This is a genomic window from Streptomyces sp. NPDC048197, assembly GCF_043202395.1.
Taxonomy (GTDB): domain Bacteria; phylum Actinomycetota; class Actinomycetes; order Streptomycetales; family Streptomycetaceae; genus Streptomyces; species Streptomyces siderophoricus.
This window is the reverse complement of the sequence record NZ_JBIDAJ010000014.1, coordinates 98,093-121,834: the sequence shown is the minus strand read 5'-3', so window position 1 is coordinate 121,834 and position 23,742 is coordinate 98,093. Positions and strand designations below refer to the sequence as shown.

Here is a 23,742-nt window from a genome sequence, read left to right as displayed (position 1 = left end):
ACCTACCTCCCTCCGTGTCGATGGACACGGTCGTCGTCGGGCAGGCCCTCACCGCGTGGCATGCTCGGCCACCGAGCTCTTGAGAAAGTCTTCGAGCGGAACGACATGGGCGTCCGGCCGGCGCCAGTCGTTCTCGAGATCGCTCGCGAGGTGGCAGGTGGCGACGAGATCGCCCGCGCGGTAATGGCGGATCACCGGGTGGAAGTCCGCCCCCTCGCTCGCGTGGAGAATGGTGCCGTCGAACGGCACCTTGTTCTCCGGCGTCGGGCCGTACTCCAGCGTCACCGCGAACACGTCATCCGTGTCGGTGAATCCACGGGCGGCCAGTTGGCGGACAGGTACCTCCTCGTAGTAGCGGGCCGGGCCCGAGGCCGGAACGACCAGGACGTCGGCGAGGATTCCGAACTGCTGCCACAAACCCGAGGATCGGTTGATCCTGTCGAGGACCGCTGCAGCCAGGTCCTCCGTGCGCGGCACGACTTCTTGATGGGGCCACGGCACGCCGTGATGACGCTCCTGGAGGATCCGGTGCAAGGCCCGCACGCCGTACCGGAATCCGTGGATGAAACCGTTGGTGGAATTGCGGTAGTCGAGCTGCTGCGTCAGCGTTCCGGCGAAATGCAGTCCCTCCACGTTGGCCGATTCATAGGCTCCGGTCAGTTCCGGGAAGCGGTCATTGATCGCCAGAGCCGGGCGGCAGCTCTCGTCGAAGGGTCCTGCGTCGAAGCGGAATCCGGTGCAGGCGATCACGCGGTCGTACGGGATGGGACGAACACCGCGAGTGAACCGGAAGTCCACCTCATAGCCCGCGTCCGCTTTCGCGATCCGTTCGATACCTACGTTGAGCACCGCGTTCTGGGCCTTGAGCAGGTAGGTGTCCAGGAAGTTGTTGTTGACCGCACGGAGGTGCCCGACGAAATGGCTGTGCCAGGCCAGCCTGAGGGGATTCGGTCCCGCGACGTGGATGACCGCTGCGGACGCGATCAGGTTGTCGGCCGTCTCCAGAGCCGCATTTCCCTTGCCGATGATCAGGACGCGCTGGTCGGTGAAGTCGTCGGGATCGACCGACACCGTCGCGTACTGGTCGGCGAGTTCGATGCCGGGGATGTCGGGAACGTTCGGGAGGCTCACGCCGGTCGCCACAATCACCCGTTGCGCCAAGTAGGTGTCACCGTGGTCGTCGGTTACGGAGAACCCGTCCTGGTCGCGGGAGACGTGCGTGACCCGGCAGCCGGACTTCAGCCGGAGTCGGAGCTTGGTCGCGAAGTCGGACAGGTAGCGCACGAAGTCGTCCGCCTGCGGGAAGTAGCTCTCGCTGTATCGCGTGAACAGCAGGTCGGGGTCATCGCTGAGCAAGGAGTTCCAGTCCACCCGGAGGTTGTACTCCGGGTCGGAACTTCCGGTGTAGCGCTTGTTGTTGGAGATCATCTGTCGGTGCCTGGGGTACCTGCTGAAGAACCCGCCGGGTGCCGATCCCTCATCGAGTACTACATACTCCTGCCCGCCACGCTCCAGGTGATGAGCCATCTGGAGCCCGGCGGGGCCGGCCCCTATCACCAGGTATTCGGTCACGAGATGTCCCATGATCTCTTCTCCGAACTGTCAGGGCATTCACCGGGGAATGCGGTAGTGAATGGCTTCGTGCTCTTCTTGCCCGCGCTAACGGGTCAGTCGTGCCGCACGCGAATCAGATAACTTTGCGCATCGGACCGGAATTCACGACGCAGTGGATCGTGCACCATTCGGTACAGGAGTCCGATCGGCGTCAGCACGAGGAAGTAGAAAAGGAATAGGACGCCTCTGCGCATATGCGCACCCCCAGGCCTCAGTGATGTCCGCTGTCGTCAGTCGAGAGGGATCTCGGTACGCCAGTCGCCGTTCTCGTGCCAGGCCGGCTGTACCTCCTTGCGCAGGAGGAACCCACCGATCGCGAGCATGTCGATGTCGGTGCGCATGAAGCATGTGACGGCGTCGGCCGGCGTGTTCACGATCGGTTCACCCCGGACGTTGAAGGACGTGTTGACCAGCACCGGGCATCCGGTGCGTTCTTTGAAGGCGGACAGCAGGCGGTGGTAGGCGGGGTTGTCCTCCTCTGCCACCGTCTGGACTCGGGCCGACATGTCGACGTGCGTGACGGCCGGAAGGACCGACCGCGGGATGCGGAGCAGGTCGAGACCGGTGGCTTGCGCGGCCGACGGACTGCTGTCCACCCGCTTGCTGTGCTCGATGTCCGCCACCAACAGCATGTAGGGGCTGTCCTGTGTGAGCCGGAAGTATTCCCTGGCATCCGACGCCAGGACCGAGGGAGCGAACGGACGGAACGATTCACGAAACTTGATCTTGAGGTTCATCTTGGTCTGCATGTCCGGGTCCCGCGGATCGCCCAGGATCGACCGGTTGCCCAGGGCCCGCGGCCCGAACTCCATGCGCCCCTGGAACCACCCGACGACCCTTCCGGCATCGAGCGCGGTGACGACTTCCCGGATCAGCGCGTCGGGCTCCGGCCGGGAGTACCGAAGGCCCTTGGCGTCGAGGTAGCCGCGGATCTCCTCGTCGTCGTATTCGGGCCCGAGCAGGGCACCCGCCATCCCGTCGCGTCCCGAACCGACGTGGGCCCGGGAAGCGCCGCGTTTCATCGCGGCCGCCATGGCCGCGCCGAGCGCACCGCCCGCGTCGCCCGCGGCCGGCTGCACCCAGACCTCGTCGAACACCTTCTCCTCGGCGAGCTTCCCGTTGGCGACGCAGTTCAGGGCAACACCCCCCGCGAGGCACAGCCGACGCTCCCCGGTCAGCCTGCGCACCGTCCGAGCCAGCCGGCCGGCGACCTCTTCCGTGACCTGCTGGATCGAAGCCGCGAGGTCGAACTCCCGCTCTGTGAGCGGCCCTTCGGGGCTACGCCGGGGGCCGCCAAAGAGCTCTGCGAAGCGGCGGCCGGTCATCACCTGGCCGTGCAGGTACGCGAAGTACCGCATGTTCAGCCGGAAGGATCCGTCCGGCTTGATGTCGATGAGTTCCTTCCGGATCACGTCGGCATAGCGAGGCTTGCCGTACGGCGCCAGGCCCATCAGCTTGTACTCGCCCGAGTCCACCTTGAACCCACAGAAGTAGGTGAAGGCGGAGTACAGCAGCCCCAGCGAGTGCGGGAAGCGTATTTCGGCGAGCTGTCGTAGTTGGCGGTCCCTCCCCTGCCACAGCGTCGTGGTCGCCCACTCCCCTACGCCGTCGACACACAGGACCGCAGCGGACTCGTAGGGACTGGGGAAGAACGCCGACGCGGCATGCGACTCGTGATGCCGGTGGCAGGAGAGGGCGGGAACCGGGCCGATGCCTAGCCCGGCAAGCTCTTGCCGCACGGTGTCATCCGCCCGCCGTTTCCAGGAGAGCCAGTCCGGCAGCGCCTCTGAGAAGGCAGCGAAGCCATACGGAACGGCCGTGGCGAACGTCGCCAGAACCCTGCGGAACTTCAGTCGCGGGTCCTCGTAATAGGCGACCGTCGACACATCGTCGAGCTTCGCCCCACTCTTCAGGAGGCAGTACTTCACGGCCTGAGCGGGAAACGACGCGTCGTGCCGACGCCGGCTGAATCGCTCCTCCTGAGCAGCCGCGATGACTTTCCCGTCCTCGACCAGAGCCGCTGCACTGTCGTGGTAGTAGGAGGAAATACCGAGTGCCAAGTGGGGCATCTGACCGATTCCTTTACATGCGGCGAGATGATGGCCGAGGTACTTCAGTACAGCGGATACATCGTGGCGTCGCCGCCATCCTTCTTCTTCTTGCGCATCGACAGCCTCTTCAGAAGGCCGCCGAGGATCGGAATCTTATGGAGAACCTTTGACATGACCAGCCTTCCCATGCATTTGCCGAGGAGCCCGCTCCGGTGGTCGAGTCACCAAGCTGGGAATATTCGAGGGGTGCGGTCACATACCGCACGGCGCGTATCTCGAAGGCGTCAGAATCAGATCAACGGGATCCGCGGCGCCTGATCACTTGCTGCACATGGACGCTACTCAGAGCGGTTTTGGCTCGTCAAGCGTCGTCCCGTCGAAGGCATTTGTCGGTCGCATGACGATGTCATGCGTCAGGGAATTTACTCGCTCCGCAGCGATGCGTCATTTTTCGGAGGCGACCGGTTACCGGCATGTAGCTGCCGCCGTTCTCCCGGCCGCCTTCAAGGATTCATACCGCGCGATGGACCATCGCAGAGCCTTGTTGCTCGGCTCTGTCGGCGAAGTGAAGCCACGCCTTGGCGCACTCCCTCGCCAAGTCGGCAACCGAGTCGGCCTGGTGCGGCGGCACGTTGGCGATCAAGCGATCCCACTCTCGCTCGCGGACGAAGTGGAGCTCAAGCAGCCTGAGCAGGAACCGGCCCGTCTCGGTCAACCGGAAGGAGGGGTCTTGGCGCAAGGTCTGATACCTCGCCAGGTAGTCCCCGACGGTGACGCCACGCTGGCGGGCGGGAGGCGAGGACGACGCGGGCCTACGGGGAAGCACGGCCGAACTACTGTTGGCCGCCCCGCAATCATCGGCAGCGACCGTCGTACTGGTCCTGCGCTTCCGCTCCGGCAGCCGCCTGACCCGGCCATCGCGACCGACCCTGGCCATGGTCTGAGGAATTTCCTCACTTGACCTCGCTCGCACCGCACCAACCGTCTTGGGCGACAGGCCGACGACGGCGGCAATCCTGCGGTCCGACCACTCCGCGTGGGTCCGCACGACCCGTGCGGCCGCGGCCGTGCGCTCAGCGAGAGTCAGCGGCAGACCGTGCGCGACGTTCGCCTGAACCGCCTCCACGAACGCCTCATCCTCATCACCGTCAAAGAACCGGACGTCGATCTGCTGGCGCCCAAGGAATTCGGTCGCCATGAGCCGGTGGAGTCCGTCGATCACCCGCATGGTGCCGCGGTGCACCAGAATCGGCGGGAGACTGTCCACAGATTCGGCCAACGCCCGTGCATGGTCGGTGTTTATCCCGCCCTGCCTCAGTGAGTTGCCGATATTTAACGAGCTCACCGGCACGGACTGCACATTCTCCTGTACGCCGTCCTGTGCCGATGAAGCTGAATCCCTGTCGCATGCGTCGTGATTCCAGCGGTCCAAGAGTCCCCCTTCATCAACGATCCGTGCCGGCCGCTCACGCTCCGCGCTGCCGGACGGAGCACATCGGATGCTTCCTGACCTGCAAAGCCGTGCGTGTCAGGTCCCACTGACAGGCACGGTCATGTTTCGAAACTAACCAATCACCCGACGGTCGCGAGTCATTCGCCGACCATCAGTTGATCTACGACAAGTAAAGAACCGACCTTCGCGTAGGTAAATGCGCACTCTCACGTACCGGTCGACGACACGTGAGGCTGAAGTATTGCGCGCTATGTCGGACGCATGGGTCGAAAGCGCGTGATGGGAGAAGGGGTTGTTACCGGCTCGGTGATCACGATGTAGGTGGGGACGACAATCGGATTCGGCAAACGCACGAGAGCAGCCGTCGGCATTCCTCCACGTGCCGGTCCCGTCTTGGCCTCGGTTGCGGATGGCGCGCGAGGGGACAACCGGGTACGAGCCCCTGCAACATACGGGCCGCCCAGCACCTCGGCCACCGCCGTGGCATGGCGTTTCGCGACGGTGGATATGCGCCGTCACTGGTTCGGTGCGCGACCCCGTACGGCGGGTTCCGCCGAACATCTGAATGCAGGCGCCGTCTGCTCGCTGCGACGGCTCTCGCTCCTCCTTCCGCAGGCCCGCCGCGGACCACCTGTTTTGAGGCGTCGAACCACTGGCATGGCGCCCGGGCGGGAACGCAGTTGCCCGAAGAGCAGCGTGTGACTCAGGATCAAGGTCACGGCGCCGGCGTACGACCCGAGCACGAGGCCGGCCCATCGGGCGACTGCGATGGAGAGTGCCTTGGAACTGGACAATCTCGATCACGCACTTCTTCGGGCCCTGCAGTTGGACGCCCGCCGCACCAACCGGGACCTCGCCGCAGCCGTCGGGGTGGCCCCCTCGACATCACTTCAACGGCTCCGGGCGCTGCGGCGCAGAGGCGTGATCCGCAGGTTCACCGCCGAACTCGATCTGACCGCGCTGGGCAGGCCCGTCCAGGCACTTGTGGCGGTCCACGTGTACCCGCCCTCCCGCGCCGTCCTGCAACCGTTCCGGGACTGGGTGCACACCGTCCCCGAAGTCATGGGGATCTTCATCACCACCGGCAGCGACGACTTCCTGCTCCATGTGGCGGTGGCGAGCACCGACGAGCTCTACTCGTTCGTCGCCGACCGTCTGACCCGGCACAAAGAGGTGATGGAGGTGCGGACCCACATCATTTACGAGCACCTCACCAGGAGAGCCATCGACGCCGCACCGCCGGTCTCCCCTACCCGCAACAGCGGACCGGCGTAAGGCACGGAATACCCGCCATGCGCCGGTACCTACACGCTCCGGTCAGCGCCGAAGGCGCTTGACGGAAAGCCGGAGCCACTGTTCCATTGAGATCGTTTCCCTCTGAGATCTCCATAGGGAAACCTCTGTCTTCGCCTGAACGGTGGCCCTGAAAGGGTTCTGGCGCGTTCTTGCCCTGCGTCGCACTCTCCCCCCTCCCCCCTCACCCCCTCTTTCCCCGGCATCTTCTATGCCCTCTCGTGCCCTCCACCGGGCCCATGTGTGGGCAACAGATGCAGAAAAGAAGGCGACACATGACACAGCAGTCCGTCGATTTCGCCCTTGGTTCCGCGGAAATCGAGCAGTTCCACCACAACGGTTACATCGGTCCGTTCGACCTCTACGACGAGGACGAAATGGAGCAGAACCTTCAGCGGCTCAGGCCCAAGCTCATCAACACCAAGACCTCCATCTACAGCCAGAAGCAGGCCGTCTCGGGTAGCACCAACCTGGCCAACTACGACCGCCACCTGGACGTCGACTTCCTCGCCGAGCACATCACCAGGCCGGAGATCGTCGACCGGGTGTCGAGCCTGCTCGGCCCGGACGTCCTCTGCTGGCGCACCGAGTTCTTCCCCAAGTACCCGGGGGACGAAGGGACGGACTGGCACCAGGCGGACAACTTCTCGAACGTGGCCGGCTCCAAGCATCCACAGATCGTGTGGCCGGAGGACTCGGAATTCGGCGGCACCATCACGGTGTGGACGGCCTTCACCGAGGCCAGTGTCGAAACCGGATGCCTGCAATTCGTGCCCGGGTCGCACAAGACGATGCACTACGACGAGTCCAAGGTCATGACGTACGACCCGCATTCCATCAACAAGGTCGAGAAGGACGGGATCAGGCGGGGCTTCTTCGGATACGACTACCGGCAGCTGCAGAAGGACCCCGATTGGTCCCCCGACGAGTCCAAGGCCGTTTCCCAAGTCATGCGGCAAGGGCAGTTCATCATCTTCTGGTCGACGCTGATGCACGCCTCCCACCCGCACAGCGGTCTGACCGACCGCATGCGCCTTGGTTTTGCGGCCCGCTATCTGCCCACGCAGGTGCAGGTGTATCCGCATTCCGATGCGCTGCAGGAGTTCGGCGGCGCGGCCAGTCTCGACAAGTACGGCGCCGTCATGGTGTCCGGCGAGGACAGGTACCGGCACAACACGTTCGTGGACCACACGGTCAACGGCTTCCGCTTCCCGGTCCGTTAGGAGGAGAGCCCATGTCTGAGATCGCGAACGACCAGCGGGTGGAGACCTGGCTGATCGGTGTGTGTCAGGAACTCGGGCTGAAGGTGACCACGGCCGAGGACGACTTCTTCGCGGCCGGAGGCACTTCGCTGAGCGCGGTGAAACTGATCGACCGGGCCGAGGAGGTTTTCGGAGAAGACGCGTTGCCGCCCGACGACCTGTTCGCCGAGAGCAGCATCCGCGCCGTCGCCTCGGTCATCCAGCGAAACCAGTCGCGGCCGGCGCCGGTCACCGGCTCATAGGTCCGCTGTGCAGTCTGACCACGACCGCTGGATCCTGACGTGCAAGCAGGCGTCCCGCTCCCCGAGCATCACCCTGATCTGCTTCCCGTACGCGGGCGGCAGCCCGGAGGTGTTCCGGAGTTGGGCAGCGGGCTTGCACGACAACGTCGAGGTGATCGCCGCGAGACTGCCCGGGCGGGGGCCCCGTATCAAGGAAGCGGTCTACGCAAGCTGGGGCCCCCTGCTCACGGACATCATCGCTGTGTTGTCTCCCTACCTTGAGCGCCCTCATGCCCTGTACGGTCACAGCTTCGGCGGCCGGCTGGCGTACGAAGTGGCTCACCACGCCGGCGGCGAACACCCCGGCCGGACACGACGCCTCTTCGTCTCCGGATGCCGCAGCCCGGAAGCCCCGCAGGCTCGTCCTTATATGCATGATCTGCCGGACGACGTCTTCCGTGACGTATTGCTGCACATGGGGGGCACCCCTCCTGAGCTTCTCCACGACGACAGGCTCATGCGGCTGCTCCTGCCCGCAATACGGAGCGAGATCCGGCTCGCCGAGCTGTGGGGCGACCGGCACGGCACCGGGGTGGACGTACCCATCACGGCGATGTACGGACGTGCGGACCCGATCGACGACGAGCTGAGCATGGACGGCTGGCGAGGGTTCAGCCGCCGCGGCTTCGAGCTGATCGAAATGGCGGGTGGGCACTTCTTCCCCCTCACGCATCGCCCGCAGCTGCTCGACACCCTCAACTCACGACTGGGAGCGTCTGGTGGACCAGCTGAGCTGTGATGAGAAGGCGCTCTCACTTCACCGCAAAATCAATCGAACGACCGAGCCGTATCCGAGCGACACGAGTCTGAAAGACCTCTTCGAACACTGCGCCGCACGCCATGCCGACGCCGTAGCCATCATTCACCGCGACCGGCAGCTCACCTACCGGTCGCTGAACCGGCTCGCCAACGCGATGGCCGCACGATTGCTCGCGGAGGGTGCCGGCCCCCATGACACCATCGGCGTGTGCATCGGCCGCTCCCCGGAGTTGATCGCCGCACTCCTGGCGGTGCTGAAGTGCGGCGCCGCCTATCTGCCCGTCGACGTCTCCTGGCCCCACGAGCGGCTGAGCGCCGTCTTCCGTGATGCCGGATGCCGACTGATCATCACTGACCAGGCCGGGCAGCTCGCAGACCGCTTCCCGGGCCAGCAGGTGGTTGCAGCGGACGTCGGGGAGACAAGGTCCACCGACACCCACGGCAACCCCCCTACCTGCCCCGGCCCGGACGACCTCGCTTACATCAACTTCACATCGGGCTCGACCGGTCGCCCCAAGGGCGTGCCGATCCGCCACCGCAGTGTCGCCCGCCTGGTCTTCGGCGCCCACTACGCCCGACTGGACGAGCACAGCGTGGTGCTGCACGCGGCTCCCGTCTCCTTCGACGCAGCGACCTTCGAGATCTGGGGACCGCTGCTGCACGGAGGTACCTGCGTGCTCTACCCGTCCCCTTTCGTGCGTCTTTCCGAGCTGCGGAGGGTCCTGGCCCAGCACGGTGTCACGACGGTCTTCCTGACCACGGCCTTGTTCAACACCGTGGTCGACGAGGCCCCGGACACGCTGTCCCCCGTCCGGACCATCCTCACCGGCGGGGAGGCGCACTCCGTCACCCATATCGCCAAGGCACTGGAGCACTACGGAACCGACCGGCTCGTCAGCGTGTACGGCCCGACGGAGTGCACCACCTTCGCCACCTTCTACCCGGTGCGTGAGCTACCCCCGGCCGGTGCGGCATTGCCCATCGGACTGCCCATTCAGAACACCCGCTTGTACGTCGTCGACAACGGGCGGCTGTGCGCGCCCGGTGAGGTCGGCGAAGTGTGGCTGGCCGGTCCCGGCCTCTCCCCCGGATATCTCGGTCAACCCGAGTCGGTGCGGGACCGGTTCCTCGTGTGCGACATCGACGGCACTCGCGAGCGGCTCTACCGTACGGGCGACCGGGGTCATCTGCTGGAAGACGGCAATGTGGTCTTTCAAGGACGGCTCGACCACCAGGTGAAGGTCAACGGCTTCCGCGTCGAGCTCGGCGAAATCTCCCACCACCTCGACCAGGATCCGACCGTCAAGCAGAGTTATGTGACGGTGGCAGAGACTACGGCCGGGGGAAAGATCCTGGTGGCCTTCGTCGTGCCGGCAACGGCACATTGCACGCCTTCGGCGGTCCGTGAAACGCTCACCTCACGGCTGCCCGAGTACATGATTCCTTCCGCCATGCACGTGTGCAGGTCGCTGCCTCTCACGGAAACCGGCAAGGTCGATCGCGCTGCCCTTTTGACCCTTCATCACCCTTCCGGAGCGTCATCGCCATGAACCTCAGCAAGCGAGCCCGTCAGTACCAGGAGTGGCTCCACCAGCACGGCCTCGACCTGACCGTCGTCGAACTCCCGGAGTCGACGCACACGGCCGACGACGCGGCGCGGGCGCTGCAGTGCGAGAAGGCCCAGATCGTCAAGTCGCTGGTGTTCCGCGCCGCGGCCACGGAGGAGCCGGTACTCGTCCTGGCCAGCGGTCCCAACCGGGTCAACGAGAGGGCCGTGGCCGCGGCGCTGGGAACGGACATCGCCAAAGCCGACGCCGACTTCGTCAAGACCGTGACCGGCTACACCATCGGCGGGGTGCCGCCGCTGGGGCACAAGGAGGAACTCGCACTCTTCGTGGACGAAGACCTCCTGCAATTCGGGGAAACGTGGGCCGCGGCCGGCACACCGCGCGCCGTCTTCAAGATCCCGATGAAGATCACCGACATCCTGCCGCCGCATACCGTGATCTCGGTCAAGTGAGGACCGACCGGACCGAACCCGGCCCCGACGCCTATCTCGCCGCCGACCACGCCGGATTCCGCAAGCATGTCCGGGGCCTCCTGCATGACGTGGTGTCCCCGCACGCCGATGAGTGGGAGAGCGCTCACCGCATTCCGCGGGACGGCTGGCTGGCACTGGGCGAGTCAGGCCTGCTGTCGCTGGAACACAACGGCACCGACTTCCTGCACAGCGCCATATTCCTGGAGGAACTCGGGAGGACCGGTTACGGCGGCATACGCGCCTCTGTCGCAGTCCACGCGTATATGGCGGTGTCCTACCTGCACTTGTTCGGCACCCAGGAACAGCAGGAAAGATACCTGCCCCCAGCACGCGAGGGACGACTGATCGCAGCCCTCGCCCTCACCGAGGCCACTGCGGGTTCCGACCTACGCCGACTGAGCACCCGTGCGACCCCGGTGGCCGGCGGCTACCACCTCACCGGCGAAAAACTGTACGTCGCCAACGGCTCCCAGGCCGACTTCATCATCACGCTGGCCACGACCCGCGAAACGCAGGACAGCGGGGGCTTGGCGGGAGCGAGCCTGCTGGCGGTCGACGCGAACGCTTCCGGTGTCAGCAGCACACCGGAGCCGATGCTGGGGTGGCACAGCGCAGACATCTGCCGGGTGCGGTTCACGGATGTCGCCGTCCCCGCAGACCAGCTCGTGGGCCGACGTGACAAGGCCCTGCTGCATCTCGTCCGCGCTCTGGACTTCGAACGACTGGTGGCCGGACTGCTCGCGGTCGGTGGAGTCCAGCACTGCCTCGACCTGCTCAAGAACTTCGTACGCGAACACCAGGTCAAGGGCGCGCCCCTTGGCACATATCAGGCCGTGCGCCACCGGATCGCGGACCTGAAAAGCTCCTACGACCTGATCCGCCACTACGGCTACCGCGCTGCCTGGCTGCACTCCCAAGGAAAGCTCGACACCCACACCGCTTCCGTCCTCAAACTCCAGGCAACCGAACTGGCCGTAACAGCAGCGCAGACGTGTCTCCAGTTCCACGGCGCACGAGGGTACGCAGCCGACGCGGCAACGGCCCGGCTGTACCGGGACGCCATGGCCGGCCCGATCGCCGCGGGAGCCAGCGAGCTGCTGCGCGACCTGGTGTACGAGACGGCGTGAAACGTACGTGAACAAGCGCATTTCGAAATCCTCGACGCAGTTGCCTCCGCCTTGGGATCTGTCACCGGCGAAGAGAGGGAAGCCCTCCGCATCCGACACGCGATCGTCTGGGAAACACGCTTCGCGACGCTGCTCGGCGGGGGTGTACCGCTCGTCCCACCCGGTGTCGCGGCGGGCGGCAACATCCATATTCGAGCCGATCGAGGTTCGATCGTCGCCGGGTTCTGAACGGAGACGCGAGCGTCAGCCCCCTTCCCACCCGGTTCCGACCCAGGGCTGAACGGACCGGGAACTGGCGGCCCACCCTCGTCGCAAGACGTCTGTGCCCCGCTATCCCTTTCGGCGGAGCCGATGCTCGGATCTTCCCCGGAGATGAAGGCCTTCCCCGTGCGCTGTCCTCCCGCCGCCTGCGCGCTCCCGCCGTAGAGGAAGGCGAGCCCCAGCCGGCCCCGAGCAAGAGGGCCCCGAGCACCGCGGACCGCGCAAGTCCCGTGCGCGGCAGGCGCACGGTGGCAGGCAGGGCGAACGGAGCGAAGCGGACGGCAGCCGCCGTCGAGGCGGCACACCGTCACAGGGCGTCGAGCGCGCTCACCTTCCAGCCCCCGGAGGTGTCCACGAAGGTCATCCGGACCCGGTTGAGGTCGAGGCGCGGCCCGGACACCTGAGTGCTGTTGGTGACCTGGTTCATGAAGAGGAGGACGACGACCTTCTCGGGCGAAGCGGAGACCACCGATGCGGCGGAGGCTCCCCCGGCGGGGGGCTTCGCCACCGTGGCCGTGACAACGCCGTGGTACTTCTCGGCGGTGGGCGCCACCACCTTCGTGGTCGTCTTGCGGTACTTGCCCGCGAAGGACCCGGTGAGGTGGGCGCGGGCCTTCGCGAAATCGCGCTCCAGGTGACGGTAGTCGTAGGAGAGGATCTCCGGCGCGGCCTTGCGCGCGACGGCCAGGGCCTCGGTGCGCGCCTCCTGCGTCCGCTGGTCCTCCCGGTACTCCCAGCCCAGCACGGCGGCGGCGACGAGACCCGCCGCGACGAGTGCGGCCACCACGGCGGTCACCGCACCGGAGATCCGGCGGGCCGGCTTCGCGCTCTTCTCCGTTCCGGCCTCGTCACGGGCGGCGCCCTTCACCTGCTCCCGGGCCTCGACCTCCGCCCCGGTCCCGGAACCGGACGCTTCGCCCACCACCGGGCTCTCCGTCGCCGCCTCTTCGCCGAGGGACGGCTCACGTGCCTTCTCGGCCCGCTTGGAGGCAGCGCGGGCGGCCGCCGCCACGGATCGCTGCCGGGCCGATGTGCCGGTGCCGGCACGGCCTCGTACGGTCGCCTTCGTCATGGGGTTTCTCCTTACTTGCCGGACGGCTGCGGGGGGGTGCGGATCAGCCGACGGGTCAGCCGACGAACTCGACATTCGAGGTCAGCCACCGCCCGCCCGCAAGCACGAGGTCGAGTTGCAGCCGGTAGTTGCGGGCCTGGCCCTGGGGTGTGGCGACGTTGGACACCCTGCTGTCGGCGACGACCAGGACCTGGGCGGACTTGTCGCCCGCCTTGGCGATACCGGCTTCAAGGACGTGTCCCTCAGAAACCGACTTGTTGTCCGCGACCAGCTTGGTGAGTTGCTCGGTCTGGGCGGCGAACTGCTCCTTGAAGTCACCGGTGGCGCCCTTCAGGACGTTCTTGCTGTCCCGGTCGTAGTGCCGGTAGTCGAGCGAGGTGAAATTCACCGCTGACTGCCGGGCCGCCGCCAGAATGTCCTGGTTGCGCCGTTCCTCCCTGTGCTGCTGATACAGCCGCACCCCGAAGAAGCCGGAGAGCACCACCAGCACGGCGAGGACGCCGGCGAGCACCACGGGGAGCACCCGGCTCCTCCGCACCGCGCGCACGGCCTCTGCCGCAGGGCGCGGCGCGGACGCCGCCGTACGCTCCGCCAGGCGGCGGATCATGCCATAGGTCCGACGAGCAGCCATTGCCACGATTCCTTTCCGAACGCACTCTGTTCTCCGCCCGTCGAGCCGATCTGGACGGACTCCCCGCCCGGACCGGCAGCCCGCCCGGTCGCGGGATCGTACGGTGCGACGTACGACGCCGGGCCGCTCCGCACCTTGGAGCTTCCGGGCCGCGGAACGTTCTGCGCGCCGCGGACCGAGCTCTTGCTGCCCCGCGGGAGCGTGCAGCGCGCGGACGTGTTCGCCTGCACCTCGCGGGTGTCCTTCGGGTCGCGCCGCTGCGTCGATCCGTAGCCCTGCCGGCACGACGGGGGGTCGTCAGAGTTGACCACCATGCCGAAGTGGCTGGTGCCGTCACCCGGCAGCACGGTGAAGCTGCCGGCCACGACGACCGGGAAGGTAACCAGCGTCTGCTCCACGTTGGGAAGCCGGGCCACGGTGACCTGTCCACCGCTGATCAGGTTCCCCAGCAGGACCGGAAGCGCCTTCCGGTTGGCCTTCAGCAGCGAGTCCATCTCGTGCGCCGCCGTCGAACCGCCGTCCACCAGCCCGCGGAGGTCGCGGTCGCTGTTCTTGATCTGCCCGGTGAGGTCCGCCAGGTCGCGGGAGAACGACTTGAAGGCCGAGCCCTTGTCGATCTGCGTCTTCAGGACGGTCTGCGAGTCGTCGATCAGCGAGATCGTCTGGGGCAGGCTGTCGCTCGCCGACTCCACGAGCCGGTTGCCCGAGTCGACCATCCGGGTCAGGTGCGGGGCCGTGCCGGTGAACGCCCGGCCCAGCTCGTCGACGGTGGTCCGCAGGTCCTTCTTGTCCACGGAGCCGACGAGGCGGTCGAAGCTGCGGATCATCTCCGTGGTCGGCAGCGGCGTGCGGGTGTCCTTGGGGGAGATCGCGCTGCCCTCGTGCAGATACGGGCCGCCTACGGCACGCGGCTGCAGATCGATGTACTGCTCGCCCACCGCCGAGCGGTTCGCCACGACCGCGAGCGTGTCGGCAGGGATCCGCGAGCCGTCCTCGATGCGCAGCTCCACCGAAACGCGCGAGCCGACCAGGCGCAGATCGCCGACGCGGCCCACGGGGGCGCCCCGGTACGTGACCTCGGCGCCCGAGTAGATGCCGCCGGAGTCGGCGAACTGGGCCCGCACGGAGTACCCGCTGTCCGTCAGGCGGTCGCCCAGTCCCGCGTACTCGGCGCCGACGTACGACACGCCGATCGCGGTGACCGCGGAGAAGGCGAGCAGTTGGACCTTGACCGTGCGAGTGATCATGGCTGCATCCCCTTCGTCAGGAGCTCCGCGAGGCCCAGGTCCACGCCGGCGCCGAAACCGGTCCGGCCGCTGCCCTGGTAGGCGGCGTAGTTGCTGGTGCACACCGGCGGGCAGAGCCCGCCGCCGGACGATCCCTTGTCCCCTCCCTGACCGTCCGCGCAGCCGCTGCCGGGCAGGCAGGGCCCCGAGGTCGGTTTCGGCAGCCCACCGGGCAGGTCCGGCACATCCGGCACGTCCGGCACGTCCGGGGTCGGGACATCGGGCTTGCCGGGGAGCTTGGGCTTCGGCTTGTCCGGCGAGCCGGGCTTCTTGCCGCCGCCCTTGGAGAGATTGCCGTAGATGCTCTTCAGGTCGAGATCCGCGGTGATGTGCAGGTTGGTGTAGTCGCCCTTGATGGCGTCGACGGAGTTGCGCGGGAACGGATAGGTGGTCATCAGCTCCAGCGCGTGGGGCAGGTCGTTGCCCGCGCTGTTCAGCTGGGTGAGGATGGGCTGCAGGTGCTTGAGGTTGGCGATCGTGTCGTCCCGTGAGCCGTTGATCACCTTCGTGCCGACCCTGCCGAGGTCGGACAGGGAGCGCAGCATCCGCGTCAGGTCCCTGCGCTGGTCGGCCAGGATCTTCAGGGCCGGCGACATGGTGTCGACCGCCCGGCCGATCGTGGCCTTCTCCTGCGCGAGCCTCTTGGACAGCCTGTCGATGCCCTTCATGGCGCGGATGATCTCCGAGCGCTGGTCGTCCAGGCCGCCGATGAAGGTGTCCAGCTCGGTCAGCAGGTTCTTCACCCGGTCCTCGCGGCCCGCCAGGGAGTGGTTCAGCTCCACGGTGATCGTGTGGAGCTGCGCCACACCGCCGCCGTTGAGCAGCGCTGACAGAGCTGACAGCACCTCCTCGATCTCCGCGTTCCGGTTGCTCCGGGACAGCGGGATCTTCGCGCCCTCGGTGAGCCTGCCGACGGGCTGTACGTCCACGGGCTTGGCGAGCGAGACGTACTTCTCACCGAGAATGCTGGTCTGGCGCAGCTCCGCGACGGCGTTGGCCGGCAGCTTCACCGCGTCGTCGACGCGCAGCCGTACGCGCGCCTGCCAGCCGTGCAGCTCCACCTTCTCCACGGCGCCCACGGTGACGTTGTTGACCTTGACCGCGGACTGCGGCACGAGGTCGAGAACGTCCCGGAACTCGACCGTCACGTGGTACGCGTCTCCGGCGGCGCCGCCGCCGGGCAGCGGGACGTCGTACAGGCCGTTGAACTCACAGCCGGTCAGCAGCAGCGCCCCGGCGGCCGCCCACGCGGCCGCTTTGCGCGGGGCGGTCATGCCTCGGCTCCCAGGATGCCGCCGAGCGTCTTGTCGGTCGTGGCGACACCGGACGCCGGGTGGGCCGCGCCGGTCAGGGAGTTGGCGGTCGGCAGCTCAGGGAGGTCGCCGAACAGCTTCCCCAGGTCGTGGCAGTCCGACTTCTCGCCCGTCGTCCTGAGCAGGGAGCACATCAGGCTGGCCGGATCCTGCGGTTGCTCGGCGTTGTTACGGGTGTCCAGCGTGCCCGATGCCGGGTTGTAGGCGTGCGCGAGGTTGCCGAGACCGGCGGGCGCGACGTCCATCAGCTCCTCCAGTGCGGCGCGCTGCTTGACCAGCACGCGGGTCACCTCGCTGAGACCCTTCACATTGCGGGTCAGCGCCTTCTTGTTGCCATGGACGAATCCGGACACGGCGTTGAGCGCGACGGACAGGTTCTTGAACGCCTCAGCCAGTTCCTTGCGCTCGCCGGAGAGTTGGTTCGCGGTCGTGGCCAGACTGTCGTTGAACGACCGGACGCTGTCGTCGTCCGCCGCCAGCGCGGCCGTGAACACCTGAAGGTTCTTCACCGTCCCGAACATGTCCTTGCGTCCGTCGGAGAGAGTGGTGAGGGCCCGCGAGACGTCCTTGATCGTCTGGTTCAGGTTCCCGCCGTTCCCCTTGAGGTTGTCCGCACTGACGCCGATGAGCCGGGACAGCGCTCCGTTCTTGTTGGCACCGTGCGGACCGAGCGCCTCCGATGTGGTGTGGAGGCTGTCGAAGATCCGGTCCAGCTCGACCGGTACGGCCGTCCGCTCCTCGGGGATGACCGCGCCGCTCTTCATGGCCGGGCCCCCGCGGTACACCGGCAGCATCTGGACGTAACGGTCGCTGACCACCGAGGAGTTGACGATCGCGGCCTTGGCGCCCGCGGGCACCTTGCGACCGGCCTCGTACTCCATCTCGACCCGCACCCTGCGGCCCTGCGGGGTGACGCTCTTGACCTCCCCGATCGGGATGCCGAGGACGCGGACGTCCGAACCGGGGTAGATGCCGACGGTCCGCGGGAAGTACGCGGTGACCTTGACGGGGTCCGGCTTCGGCCAGAACGCGACGGTCAGGCCGGCGACGAGCAGGCACAGGGCGGTGCCGAGCGCGACGACGCGGCGGCTGCGCCCCTGGGGGAGGCGGCCGGTGCGCCCCTGGGGGAGGCGGCGGGTGCGCCCCTGCGGCAGGAAGGTCCACCGGGGCCGCTGCAGGGACCCGCGCCGGGGCCGGTTCGGTGGCCGGTTCATCGGGACCCGCCCGGGGGTGTCTGCGCGGCCGGTGCGCCCCTTGGGGAGACGGCCGGTGCGCCCCTGCGGCAGGAAGGTCCACCGGGGCCGCTGCAGGGACCCGCGCCGGGGCCGGTTCGGTGGCCGGTTCATCGGGACCCTCCCGAGGGTGTCTGGGGCGCGGACGAGCCGCCCCGCACGGTCGCGGGCGCGGCGACGAGGTTCTGGATGTAGGTGTCGAACCAACGGCCGTTGCCCAGGGTGTTGGTGAAGACCCGGACGAAGGGCGCCAGCCCTTTGATGCTGCGGTCGAGGCTCTTCTCGTTGCGCTGCAGCATCCCGACGAAGGTGTTGAGGCGGTTCAGCGCGGGGCCGATCTGCCGGCGGTTGTCGTCGACGAGGCCGGAGAGCTGCACCCCGAGTTCGGAGGCGTTCACGAGCAGGTTGTGGATCGCCGTGCGCCGCTTGTTGATCTCCTCGAAGAGCGCGCTGCCGTCCTTCACCATCTTCGTGAACTCCTTCGACCGGTCGGAGAGCACACCGGTCACGCCGTTGGCGTGCGAGAGCAGCTCACGCAGCTGCTTGTCGCGCGAGGCCACGGTCCGGGAGAGCCGGGACAGCCCCTGGATGGACGCCTTGACCTCGGTGGGCGAGTCCTTGAAGGTCGTGGAGATCGTGTCCATGGCCTTCGCCAGGTTTTCGGTATCGACCTTCTCGCTGGTCGTGGTCAGGTCGCTGAACGCCTCCACCACGTCGTACGCCGACACCGTCCGCTTCAGCGGGATCTCGCTCCCGGGCGCCAGCTGACCGGTGCCCTTCGGCTCCAGTGAGAGGTACTTGGCCCCCAGGATCGTCTTGACCCGGATGGACGCGCCGGTGTCGCTCCCGAACTTCGGCTCGTCCTTCACCCGGAAGGTGACCTTGACGTGGTCGCCGTCGAGTTCGACGTCGCCGACCTTGCCGACCTTGACCCCGGCGATGCGGACCTCGTCACCCGACTTCAGACCGCTCGCCTCGGAGAAGGCGGCGCTGTATTCCTCTCCGTTCCCGATCAGCGGAAGGCTCTCGATGTTGAACGCGCCGGCGATCAGCACCGCGATGGTGGTGAGGCCCACCGCTCCGATCGTGACGGGGTTGCGCTCGCGGAAGGGAATCATCGGCCGCACCTCGCCTGGGCGACGTGGAGGTCGGGCGTGTACGTCTTCGCCGTCTGCGGCAACATGATCCGGCCGTCGAATTCGCACAGGTAGAAGTTGAACCAGGAGCCGTACGAGCCGGTGGCGGTCAGCTTGTTGAGCTTGTGCGGCAGTCGCTTCAGGACGCCCTCCACGGTCTTCTCGTTCTCGTTCAGCGTCCCGGAGAGCTGCGACAGTCCCGCGATGTCGGACCGCAGTGCCGGACGGCCGTCCTGCAGCAGGCCGGAGGTGGCGCCCGCGAGGTCGCTGATGCCGGTGAGCGAGTCGCCGATCGCCATGCGGTCGGCGGACAGTCCGGAGACCACCCGCTGCAGCTGCTTGAGCAGGCCGGAGAGGCGCGTGCTGCGCTTGTCCAGCGTTCGCAGCACCTCGTTGAGGTTGTTGATCACGGCACCGATCAGCTCGTCGCGGTCGGCGAGCGTCGTGGTGAGCGAGGCGGTGTGCGCGAGCAGGCTGTTGACCGTGCCGCCCTCGCCCTGCAGGGTCTTGATGATCTCCGACGCGAGCTGGTTGACGTCCTTCGGGCTCAGCGCGGCGAAGAGCGGCTTGAAGCCGTTCAGCAGCGCGTTGAGGTCGAGGGCGGGCTGCGTACGGGAGAGCGGGATGCTGCTTCCGGGCTTGAGCCGGGTGCCGTCCCCGGCCCCCTCGGTCAGCGCGATGTACCGCTGCCCGACGAGGTTCCGGAAACGGATGACGGCGCCCGTCGAGGTGAGCAACGGCCGGTCGTCGGTGACGCTGAAGGTGACCTCGGCGAGGGTCCGGTCCTTGATCCGGCCCCCCTGCTTGATTTCTATGGCCTCGACCTCACCGACGCGTAGGCCGGCCACCCGGACGTCGTCGCCCTCCTCCAGGCTGGTGACGTCGCTGAACACCGCCTTGTAGGTGTCCTTGGGGGTGAAGTTGACGTTGACGATCGTGGCCGCGAGCATCGCCGTCGCGAGGAGGGTCACCACGGCGAAGATGCTGAACTTGACCAGGGGTGCGGCCGTTTCCATGGCCTTCATGCGACACTCACCGCCGTTCCACGTGCCATCGGGCCGAAGAGGAGGGTCGTCACGGACGGCACCTCATCGGCGGGCACACCCATGACCGGGGCCACAAGCGAGCCGATGAGCCGCTGCTCGGCGGCCGTTGCCGTCACGCCGCTCTGTCCCGCGGATGCCGAGCCGCCGGAGCCCTTGGTGCCGTCGTCGAGCTTGATCGGCGGCTGGGGCCTGCCGGGGTGGGGAAGTCCGCGGCAGTTGGGACCGGAGCGATCGGCGTAGCGCGGCTCCTCTCCGGGGCGGTAGGGGGACCGGGGCAGGACGACCTCCAGGGTGATGTGCATCTTCCCGCCCTTGAAGATCTGCTCGGCCAGCGGTTCCTCCTTCGTCAGACCACCGAGGAGACAGGGGAATTCGGGCGAGTAGCGATCGAGCAGCGCGAGGGTGGGGCGGGAGACGCGGCCGAGAGTGATGAACCGCGCGGAGTTCTCGTCGAGGAAGTCCTTCGCGGTGTGGCCGAAGGTGGTGGTCCCGGTGAGGGTCGAGGCCATCTCGTCCTTCTTCTCGACGACAGTCAGGCTGGTGGTGATGCTGTTGTGCAGGATTCTCAGCAGGTCGGGGGCGGCGTCTCCGTAGAGCTCGACCGCGTCGGCCAGCCGCGAGATGTCGTTGCGCATCGCCGGCATGTGCGGGTTGAGGCGGTGGAGGTAGCGCCCGACGCGCTCGAAGTTCGCACCGATCTCGTCACCGCGGCCCTCGAATGCGGTGGCAACCGCGGACAGCGTGGCGTTCAGCTTGGCCGGCTGGACCGCACGGAGCAGCGGCAACAGGTCGTTCATCAGCTTCTGGAGCTCGATGCCGGCCTTCGTACGGTCCTGGGTGATCACGTCTCCGGCCCGGATGGGCCGCGCGGCGGACTTCTCCGGGATCACCAGGTCGATGTACTTCTCGCCGAACAGCGTCTTGGGCAGCAGCAGGGCGTGGACGTCGGCCGGGATGAGCGCGGCGTGCTCGGGGGAGAGCGCGATGTCGACCGTGGCCTTGTCGCCGTCGGCCCGCACATCGCGGACCTCGCCCACGTCGAGGCCGCGCAGCTTCACGTCGGCGGGCGGCTCCAGCTGGTTGCCGACGGTGTCCGCTTGCAGAGTGATCGCCACGGCCGGTGTGAACACCTTCTGGTAGATCGCCACGGTGAGCGACAGCAGCAGGCCGATGACGACGATGAAGACGACGCCGTAAAAGCGCAGCTTGGATGGATTGGTTGTCGACATCGGCTACCCCGCGATCCGCACGGTCGTGGTGGCTCCCCAGAGCGCCAGGCTGAGGAAGAAGTCAAGGATGTTGATGGCGACGATGGACGTCCGTACACCGCGGCCGACCGCCACGCCGACCCCCGCGGGGCCGCCCTTGGCGCGGTAGCCGTAGTAGCAGTGGACAAGGATGATCACGACGGCGAAAACGATCACCTTGCCGAACGACCAGAGCACGTCGATGGGTGGCAGGTACTGCTGGAAGTAGTGGTCGTACGTGCCGCTGGACTGCCCGTAGTAGCCGGTGGTGATCGTCCGGGCCGCGAAGTACGAGGACAGCAGACCGACCACGTAGAGCGGGATCACCGCGATGAACCCGGCGATCATCCGGGTCGTGACCAGGAACGGCAGCGAGGGGACGCCCATCACCTCGAGCGCGTCGACCTCCTCGCTGATCCGCATCGCGCCGAGCTGGGCGGTGAACCCGGCGCCGACCGTGGCGGAGAGGGCGAGCCCGGCGACCAGGGGTGCGATCTCACGGGTGTTGAAGTAGGCGGAGATGAACGCCACGAAGTTGGAGGTGCCGAGCTGGTTGAGCGCGGTGTATCCCTGGAGTCCGACCTCGGTGCCGGTGAAGAAGGAGAGGAAGGCGATGACACCGACGGTGCCGCCGACGACCGCCAGCGCTCCGCGGCCGAAGCTCACTTCGGCCAGCAGGCGCAGAACCTCCTTCTTGTAACGGCGCAGGGTGCGGCCGGTCCAGGCGAGGGAGCGCCCGTAGAAGGACAGCTGGGTTCCGAGCTCCTCGAGGGAGCGGAGGGGGCCCGAGAGGAATCGTTTAGACAGCGCCATCACTAACCCCTCTGCGGAACGAGCTGGAAGTAGACCGCGGTCATCACGAAGTTGGTGACGAACAGCAGCATGAACGTGATGACGACCGACTGGTTCACCGCGTCGCCGACTCCCTTCGGACCGCCCTTGGCGTGCAGGCCCTTGTACGAGGCGACGATCGCCGCGATGGCGCCGAAGATCAGCGCCTTCAGTTCGGCCCAATAGAGGTCGGGCAGCTGCGCGAGGGTGGTGAAGGAGGCCAGATACGCGCCCGGCGTCCCGTGCTGCATCACCACGTTGAAGAAGTAGCCGCCGGCCACCCCGACCACGGAGACCAGTCCGTTGAGGAGCACCGCCACGGCCATCGAGCCCAGCACACGGGGGACGACCAGCCGGTGGATCGGATCGATGCCGAGGACTTCCATGGCGTCGATCTCCTCGCGGATCTTGCGTGCGCCGAGGTCCGCGCAGATCGCCGAACCGCCGGCTCCGGCGATGAGGAGGGCGGTCACGATCGGCGACGCCTCGCGGAGGACCGCCAGGACCGAGGCGGCTCCGGAGAAGGACTGTGCGCCCAGCTGCCGGGTCAGGCTTCCGATCTGGAGTGCGATGACAGCGCCGAACGGGATGGAGACCAGCGCGGTCGGCAGGATCGTGACGCTCGCGATGAACCAGGACTGCTGGATGAACTCCCGCAGCTGAAAGGGGCGGCGCGGCAGGGTGCGGAGAACGTCGAGAGCCAGCGAGAAGAGGCTGCCCGAATGTTTCAGCCCGGCCGTGGGCGAGAGGCTCATGCTCCGGTCCCCCCGCCGTCCGGGCCCACGGCCACGCGCAGCTTCCGCAGCCGCTGCATCTTCTCCTCTTGCTCGGCGATCTCCTCCCAGCGGGGCGGGCGGGTGATGCCGGGACTGGGCAGCAGGCGCGGGATCTTGCCCCCGCCCGCTCCCTTGCCGCCCTTCGGGCCCCGGTGGTTTCCGGCATGGAGCTCGGCGAGCTCCTGCTTGACCTGGGCCGCGTCCTTCTCCTCGGCCATGCCGATCGGACCCTGCATGCGTCCGTTGAGGAACTGGCGCACGACCGGCTCCTCACTGGTGAGCAGGTCTTCGCGGGGGCCGAACATCACCAGCTCGCGGCGGAAGAGCAGGCCGATGTTGTCCGGCACCTGGCGGGCCGAGGCGATGTCATGGGTGACGATCAGGAAGGTGGCGTCGATCTGCGCGTTCAGGTCGACGATCAGCTGATTGAGGTACGCCACACGCACCGGGTCGAGCCCGGAGTCGGGCTCGTCGAAGAGGATGATCTCCGGGTCGAGCACCAGCGCCCGCGCCAGACCCGCTCGCTTGCGCATACCGCCCGATATCTCGCCGGGCAGCTTCTCCTCGGCTCCGATCAGACCGACCATGTCCATTTTTCCCAGGACGATCCGCTTGATCTCGCTCTCGGACTTGCGCGTGTGCTCACGCAGCGGGAAGGCGATGTTGTCGTAGAGATTCATCGAGCCGAACAGCGCACCGTCCTGGAAGAGGACGCCGAACAACTTGCGCACCTCGTACAGGTCGCGCTCGCGGAGCCGGGTGATGTCCTTCCCCGCGATCGTGATCGAGCCTCGCTCCGGCTTCAGCAAGCCGACGAGCGTCTTCAAGAACACGGACTTGCCGGTGCCCGAAGGGCCCAGCATGACCGATATCTCCCCAGCGGGCAGAGTCAGCGATACGTCCTGCCAAATAACCTGGTGACCGAAGGATTTGGTCAACCCTTCCACACAGATCTCGACACCCATCCGGCCCGCCCTTCAGCCCTGAAGTAGCTCTGTCATCAGCTCTACGGGGGAGGGCGGGGCGTCCG

The 23,742-nt window shown here is 67.1% G+C and carries 21 protein-coding genes; 7 read left to right on the top strand and 14 right to left on the bottom strand.

From position 1 onward, the window contains the following. Positions 1-48: 48 nt before the first annotated feature. The 3 genes from ACGF4C_RS20155 to ACGF4C_RS20145 all read right to left on the bottom strand — a co-directional run bounded on the left by ACGF4C_RS20155 (position 49) and on the right by ACGF4C_RS20145 (position 5,097). The gene (locus ACGF4C_RS20155) at positions 49-1,584 is read right to left on the bottom strand and encodes an NAD(P)-binding domain-containing protein (protein WP_393567932.1); all 1,536 of its coding nucleotides are present in this window, start codon (positions 1,582-1,584) and stop codon (positions 49-51) included. 260 nt (positions 1,585-1,844) lie between these two features. Then, positions 1,845-3,683: a carbamoyltransferase gene (locus tag ACGF4C_RS20150; protein WP_393567930.1), complete on the bottom strand. Its 1,839-nt coding sequence runs from the start codon at positions 3,681-3,683 to the stop codon at positions 1,845-1,847. Between the two features lie 493 nt (positions 3,684-4,176). Next, complete coding sequence (locus ACGF4C_RS20145) at positions 4,177-5,097, bottom strand: ParB N-terminal domain-containing protein (protein ID WP_393567928.1); 921 nt, start codon at positions 5,095-5,097, stop codon at positions 4,177-4,179. Positions 5,098-5,898: 801 nt separating this feature from the next. On the opposite strand from ACGF4C_RS20145, the gene ACGF4C_RS20140 reads away from it, so the two are divergent. The 7 genes from ACGF4C_RS20140 (at position 5,899) to ACGF4C_RS20110 (ending at position 11,881) form a co-directional block, all read left to right on the top strand. Continuing rightward, positions 5,899-6,393, top strand: coding sequence for an Lrp/AsnC family transcriptional regulator (locus ACGF4C_RS20140; protein WP_393567926.1), 495 nt, complete (start codon positions 5,899-5,901; stop codon positions 6,391-6,393). A 293-nt stretch (positions 6,394-6,686) separates the two neighbouring features. Next, entirely contained in the window at positions 6,687-7,634 is a 948-nt protein-coding gene (locus ACGF4C_RS20135) for a chlorinating enzyme (protein ID WP_393567924.1), read from the top strand. 11 nt (positions 7,635-7,645) lie between these two features. Then, entirely contained in the window at positions 7,646-7,915 is a 270-nt protein-coding gene (locus ACGF4C_RS20130) for a phosphopantetheine-binding protein (protein ID WP_393567922.1), read from the top strand. Positions 7,916-7,922: 7 nt separating this feature from the next. Next, positions 7,923-8,693, top strand: coding sequence for a thioesterase II family protein (locus ACGF4C_RS20125; RefSeq protein WP_393567920.1), 771 nt, complete (start codon positions 7,923-7,925; stop codon positions 8,691-8,693). Then, complete coding sequence (locus tag ACGF4C_RS20120; protein ID WP_393567918.1) at positions 8,674-10,263, top strand: amino acid adenylation domain-containing protein; 1,590 nt, start codon at positions 8,674-8,676, stop codon at positions 10,261-10,263. Before ACGF4C_RS20125 ends, ACGF4C_RS20120 begins: the two co-directional genes overlap by 20 nt. Then, complete coding sequence (locus ACGF4C_RS20115) at positions 10,260-10,733, top strand: YbaK/EbsC family protein (protein ID WP_393567916.1); 474 nt, start codon at positions 10,260-10,262, stop codon at positions 10,731-10,733. The genes ACGF4C_RS20120 and ACGF4C_RS20115 overlap by 4 nt, the downstream gene beginning before the upstream one ends. Then, on the top strand, positions 10,730-11,881 hold the full coding sequence (locus ACGF4C_RS20110; RefSeq protein ID WP_393567914.1) for an acyl-CoA dehydrogenase family protein: 1,152 nt from the start codon (positions 10,730-10,732) through the stop codon (positions 11,879-11,881). The genes ACGF4C_RS20115 and ACGF4C_RS20110 overlap by 4 nt, the downstream gene beginning before the upstream one ends. Positions 11,882-12,449: 568 nt before the next feature. Here the strand turns inward: ACGF4C_RS20110 and ACGF4C_RS20105 are convergent. From ACGF4C_RS20105 to ACGF4C_RS20055, 11 genes are read right to left on the bottom strand one after another with little or no spacing between them, the layout of a single operon-like run. Beyond that, entirely contained in the window at positions 12,450-13,214 is a 765-nt protein-coding gene (locus ACGF4C_RS20105; RefSeq protein WP_393567913.1) for a hypothetical protein, read from the bottom strand. A gap of 55 nt (positions 13,215-13,269) precedes the next feature. Further along, on the bottom strand, positions 13,270-13,845 hold the full coding sequence (locus ACGF4C_RS20100) for a hypothetical protein (protein WP_393567911.1): 576 nt from the start codon (positions 13,843-13,845) through the stop codon (positions 13,270-13,272). After that, entirely contained in the window at positions 13,818-15,092 is a 1,275-nt protein-coding gene (locus ACGF4C_RS20095) for an MCE family protein (RefSeq protein WP_393567910.1), read from the bottom strand. The genes ACGF4C_RS20100 and ACGF4C_RS20095 overlap by 28 nt, the downstream gene beginning before the upstream one ends. After that, complete coding sequence (locus ACGF4C_RS20090) at positions 15,089-16,405, bottom strand: MCE family protein (protein ID WP_393567908.1); 1,317 nt, start codon at positions 16,403-16,405, stop codon at positions 15,089-15,091. The genes ACGF4C_RS20095 and ACGF4C_RS20090 overlap by 4 nt, the downstream gene beginning before the upstream one ends. Continuing rightward, complete coding sequence (locus ACGF4C_RS20085) at positions 16,402-17,754, bottom strand: MCE family protein (RefSeq protein WP_393568028.1); 1,353 nt, start codon at positions 17,752-17,754, stop codon at positions 16,402-16,404. Before ACGF4C_RS20085 ends, ACGF4C_RS20090 begins: the two co-directional genes overlap by 4 nt. A 32-nt stretch (positions 17,755-17,786) precedes the next feature. Beyond that, positions 17,787-18,794 carry an MCE family protein gene (locus tag ACGF4C_RS20080; protein ID WP_393567906.1) on the bottom strand — a complete coding sequence of 336 codons (1,008 nt, stop codon included), beginning with the start codon at positions 18,792-18,794 and terminating at the stop codon, positions 17,787-17,789. Next, entirely contained in the window at positions 18,791-19,837 is a 1,047-nt protein-coding gene (locus ACGF4C_RS20075; RefSeq protein ID WP_393567904.1) for an MCE family protein, read from the bottom strand. The genes ACGF4C_RS20080 and ACGF4C_RS20075 overlap by 4 nt, the downstream gene beginning before the upstream one ends. Beyond that, entirely contained in the window at positions 19,834-21,087 is a 1,254-nt protein-coding gene (locus ACGF4C_RS20070; RefSeq protein ID WP_393567902.1) for an MCE family protein, read from the bottom strand. Before ACGF4C_RS20070 ends, ACGF4C_RS20075 begins: the two co-directional genes overlap by 4 nt. Before the next feature lie 3 nt (positions 21,088-21,090). Beyond that, complete coding sequence (locus ACGF4C_RS20065; protein WP_393567900.1) at positions 21,091-21,918, bottom strand: MlaE family ABC transporter permease; 828 nt, start codon at positions 21,916-21,918, stop codon at positions 21,091-21,093. A gap of 2 nt (positions 21,919-21,920) precedes the next feature. Further along, the gene (locus ACGF4C_RS20060) at positions 21,921-22,691 is read right to left on the bottom strand and encodes an MlaE family ABC transporter permease (RefSeq protein ID WP_393567898.1); all 771 of its coding nucleotides are present in this window, start codon (positions 22,689-22,691) and stop codon (positions 21,921-21,923) included. Next, entirely contained in the window at positions 22,688-23,677 is a 990-nt protein-coding gene (locus ACGF4C_RS20055; RefSeq protein ID WP_393567896.1) for an ABC transporter ATP-binding protein, read from the bottom strand. The genes ACGF4C_RS20060 and ACGF4C_RS20055 overlap by 4 nt, the downstream gene beginning before the upstream one ends. Positions 23,678-23,742: the final 65 nt, after the last annotated feature.

Bases quoted from the DNA above. Each gene is read 5' to 3' on its own strand.
- ACGF4C_RS20070 (WP_393567902.1), bottom strand. From the start codon at position 21,087: ATGTCGACAACCAATCCATCCAAGCTGCGCTTTTACGGCGTCGTCTTC.
- ACGF4C_RS20155 (WP_393567932.1), bottom strand. From the start codon at position 1,584: ATGGGACATCTCGTGACCGAATACCTGGTGATAGGGGCCGGCCCCGCC.
- ACGF4C_RS20150 (WP_393567930.1), bottom strand. From the start codon at position 3,683: ATGCCCCACTTGGCACTCGGTATTTCCTCCTACTACCACGACAGTGCA.
- ACGF4C_RS20135 (WP_393567924.1), top strand. From the start codon at position 6,687: ATGACACAGCAGTCCGTCGATTTCGCCCTTGGTTCCGCGGAAATCGAG.
- ACGF4C_RS20130 (WP_393567922.1), top strand. From the start codon at position 7,646: ATGTCTGAGATCGCGAACGACCAGCGGGTGGAGACCTGGCTGATCGGT.
- ACGF4C_RS20060 (WP_393567898.1), bottom strand. From the start codon at position 22,691: ATGAGCCTCTCGCCCACGGCCGGGCTGAAACATTCGGGCAGCCTCTTC.
- ACGF4C_RS20100 (WP_393567911.1), bottom strand. From the start codon at position 13,845: ATGGCTGCTCGTCGGACCTATGGCATGATCCGCCGCCTGGCGGAGCGT.
- ACGF4C_RS20055 (WP_393567896.1), bottom strand. From the start codon at position 23,677: ATGGGTGTCGAGATCTGTGTGGAAGGGTTGACCAAATCCTTCGGTCAC.
- ACGF4C_RS20115 (WP_393567916.1), top strand. From the start codon at position 10,260: ATGAACCTCAGCAAGCGAGCCCGTCAGTACCAGGAGTGGCTCCACCAG.
- ACGF4C_RS20080 (WP_393567906.1), bottom strand. From the start codon at position 18,794: ATGATTCCCTTCCGCGAGCGCAACCCCGTCACGATCGGAGCGGTGGGC.
- ACGF4C_RS20095 (WP_393567910.1), bottom strand. From the start codon at position 15,092: ATGATCACTCGCACGGTCAAGGTCCAACTGCTCGCCTTCTCCGCGGTC.
- ACGF4C_RS20090 (WP_393567908.1), bottom strand. From the start codon at position 16,405: ATGACCGCCCCGCGCAAAGCGGCCGCGTGGGCGGCCGCCGGGGCGCTG.
- ACGF4C_RS20065 (WP_393567900.1), bottom strand. From the start codon at position 21,918: ATGGCGCTGTCTAAACGATTCCTCTCGGGCCCCCTCCGCTCCCTCGAG.
- ACGF4C_RS20075 (WP_393567904.1), bottom strand. From the start codon at position 19,837: ATGAAGGCCATGGAAACGGCCGCACCCCTGGTCAAGTTCAGCATCTTC.
- ACGF4C_RS20105 (WP_393567913.1), bottom strand. From the start codon at position 13,214: ATGACGAAGGCGACCGTACGAGGCCGTGCCGGCACCGGCACATCGGCC.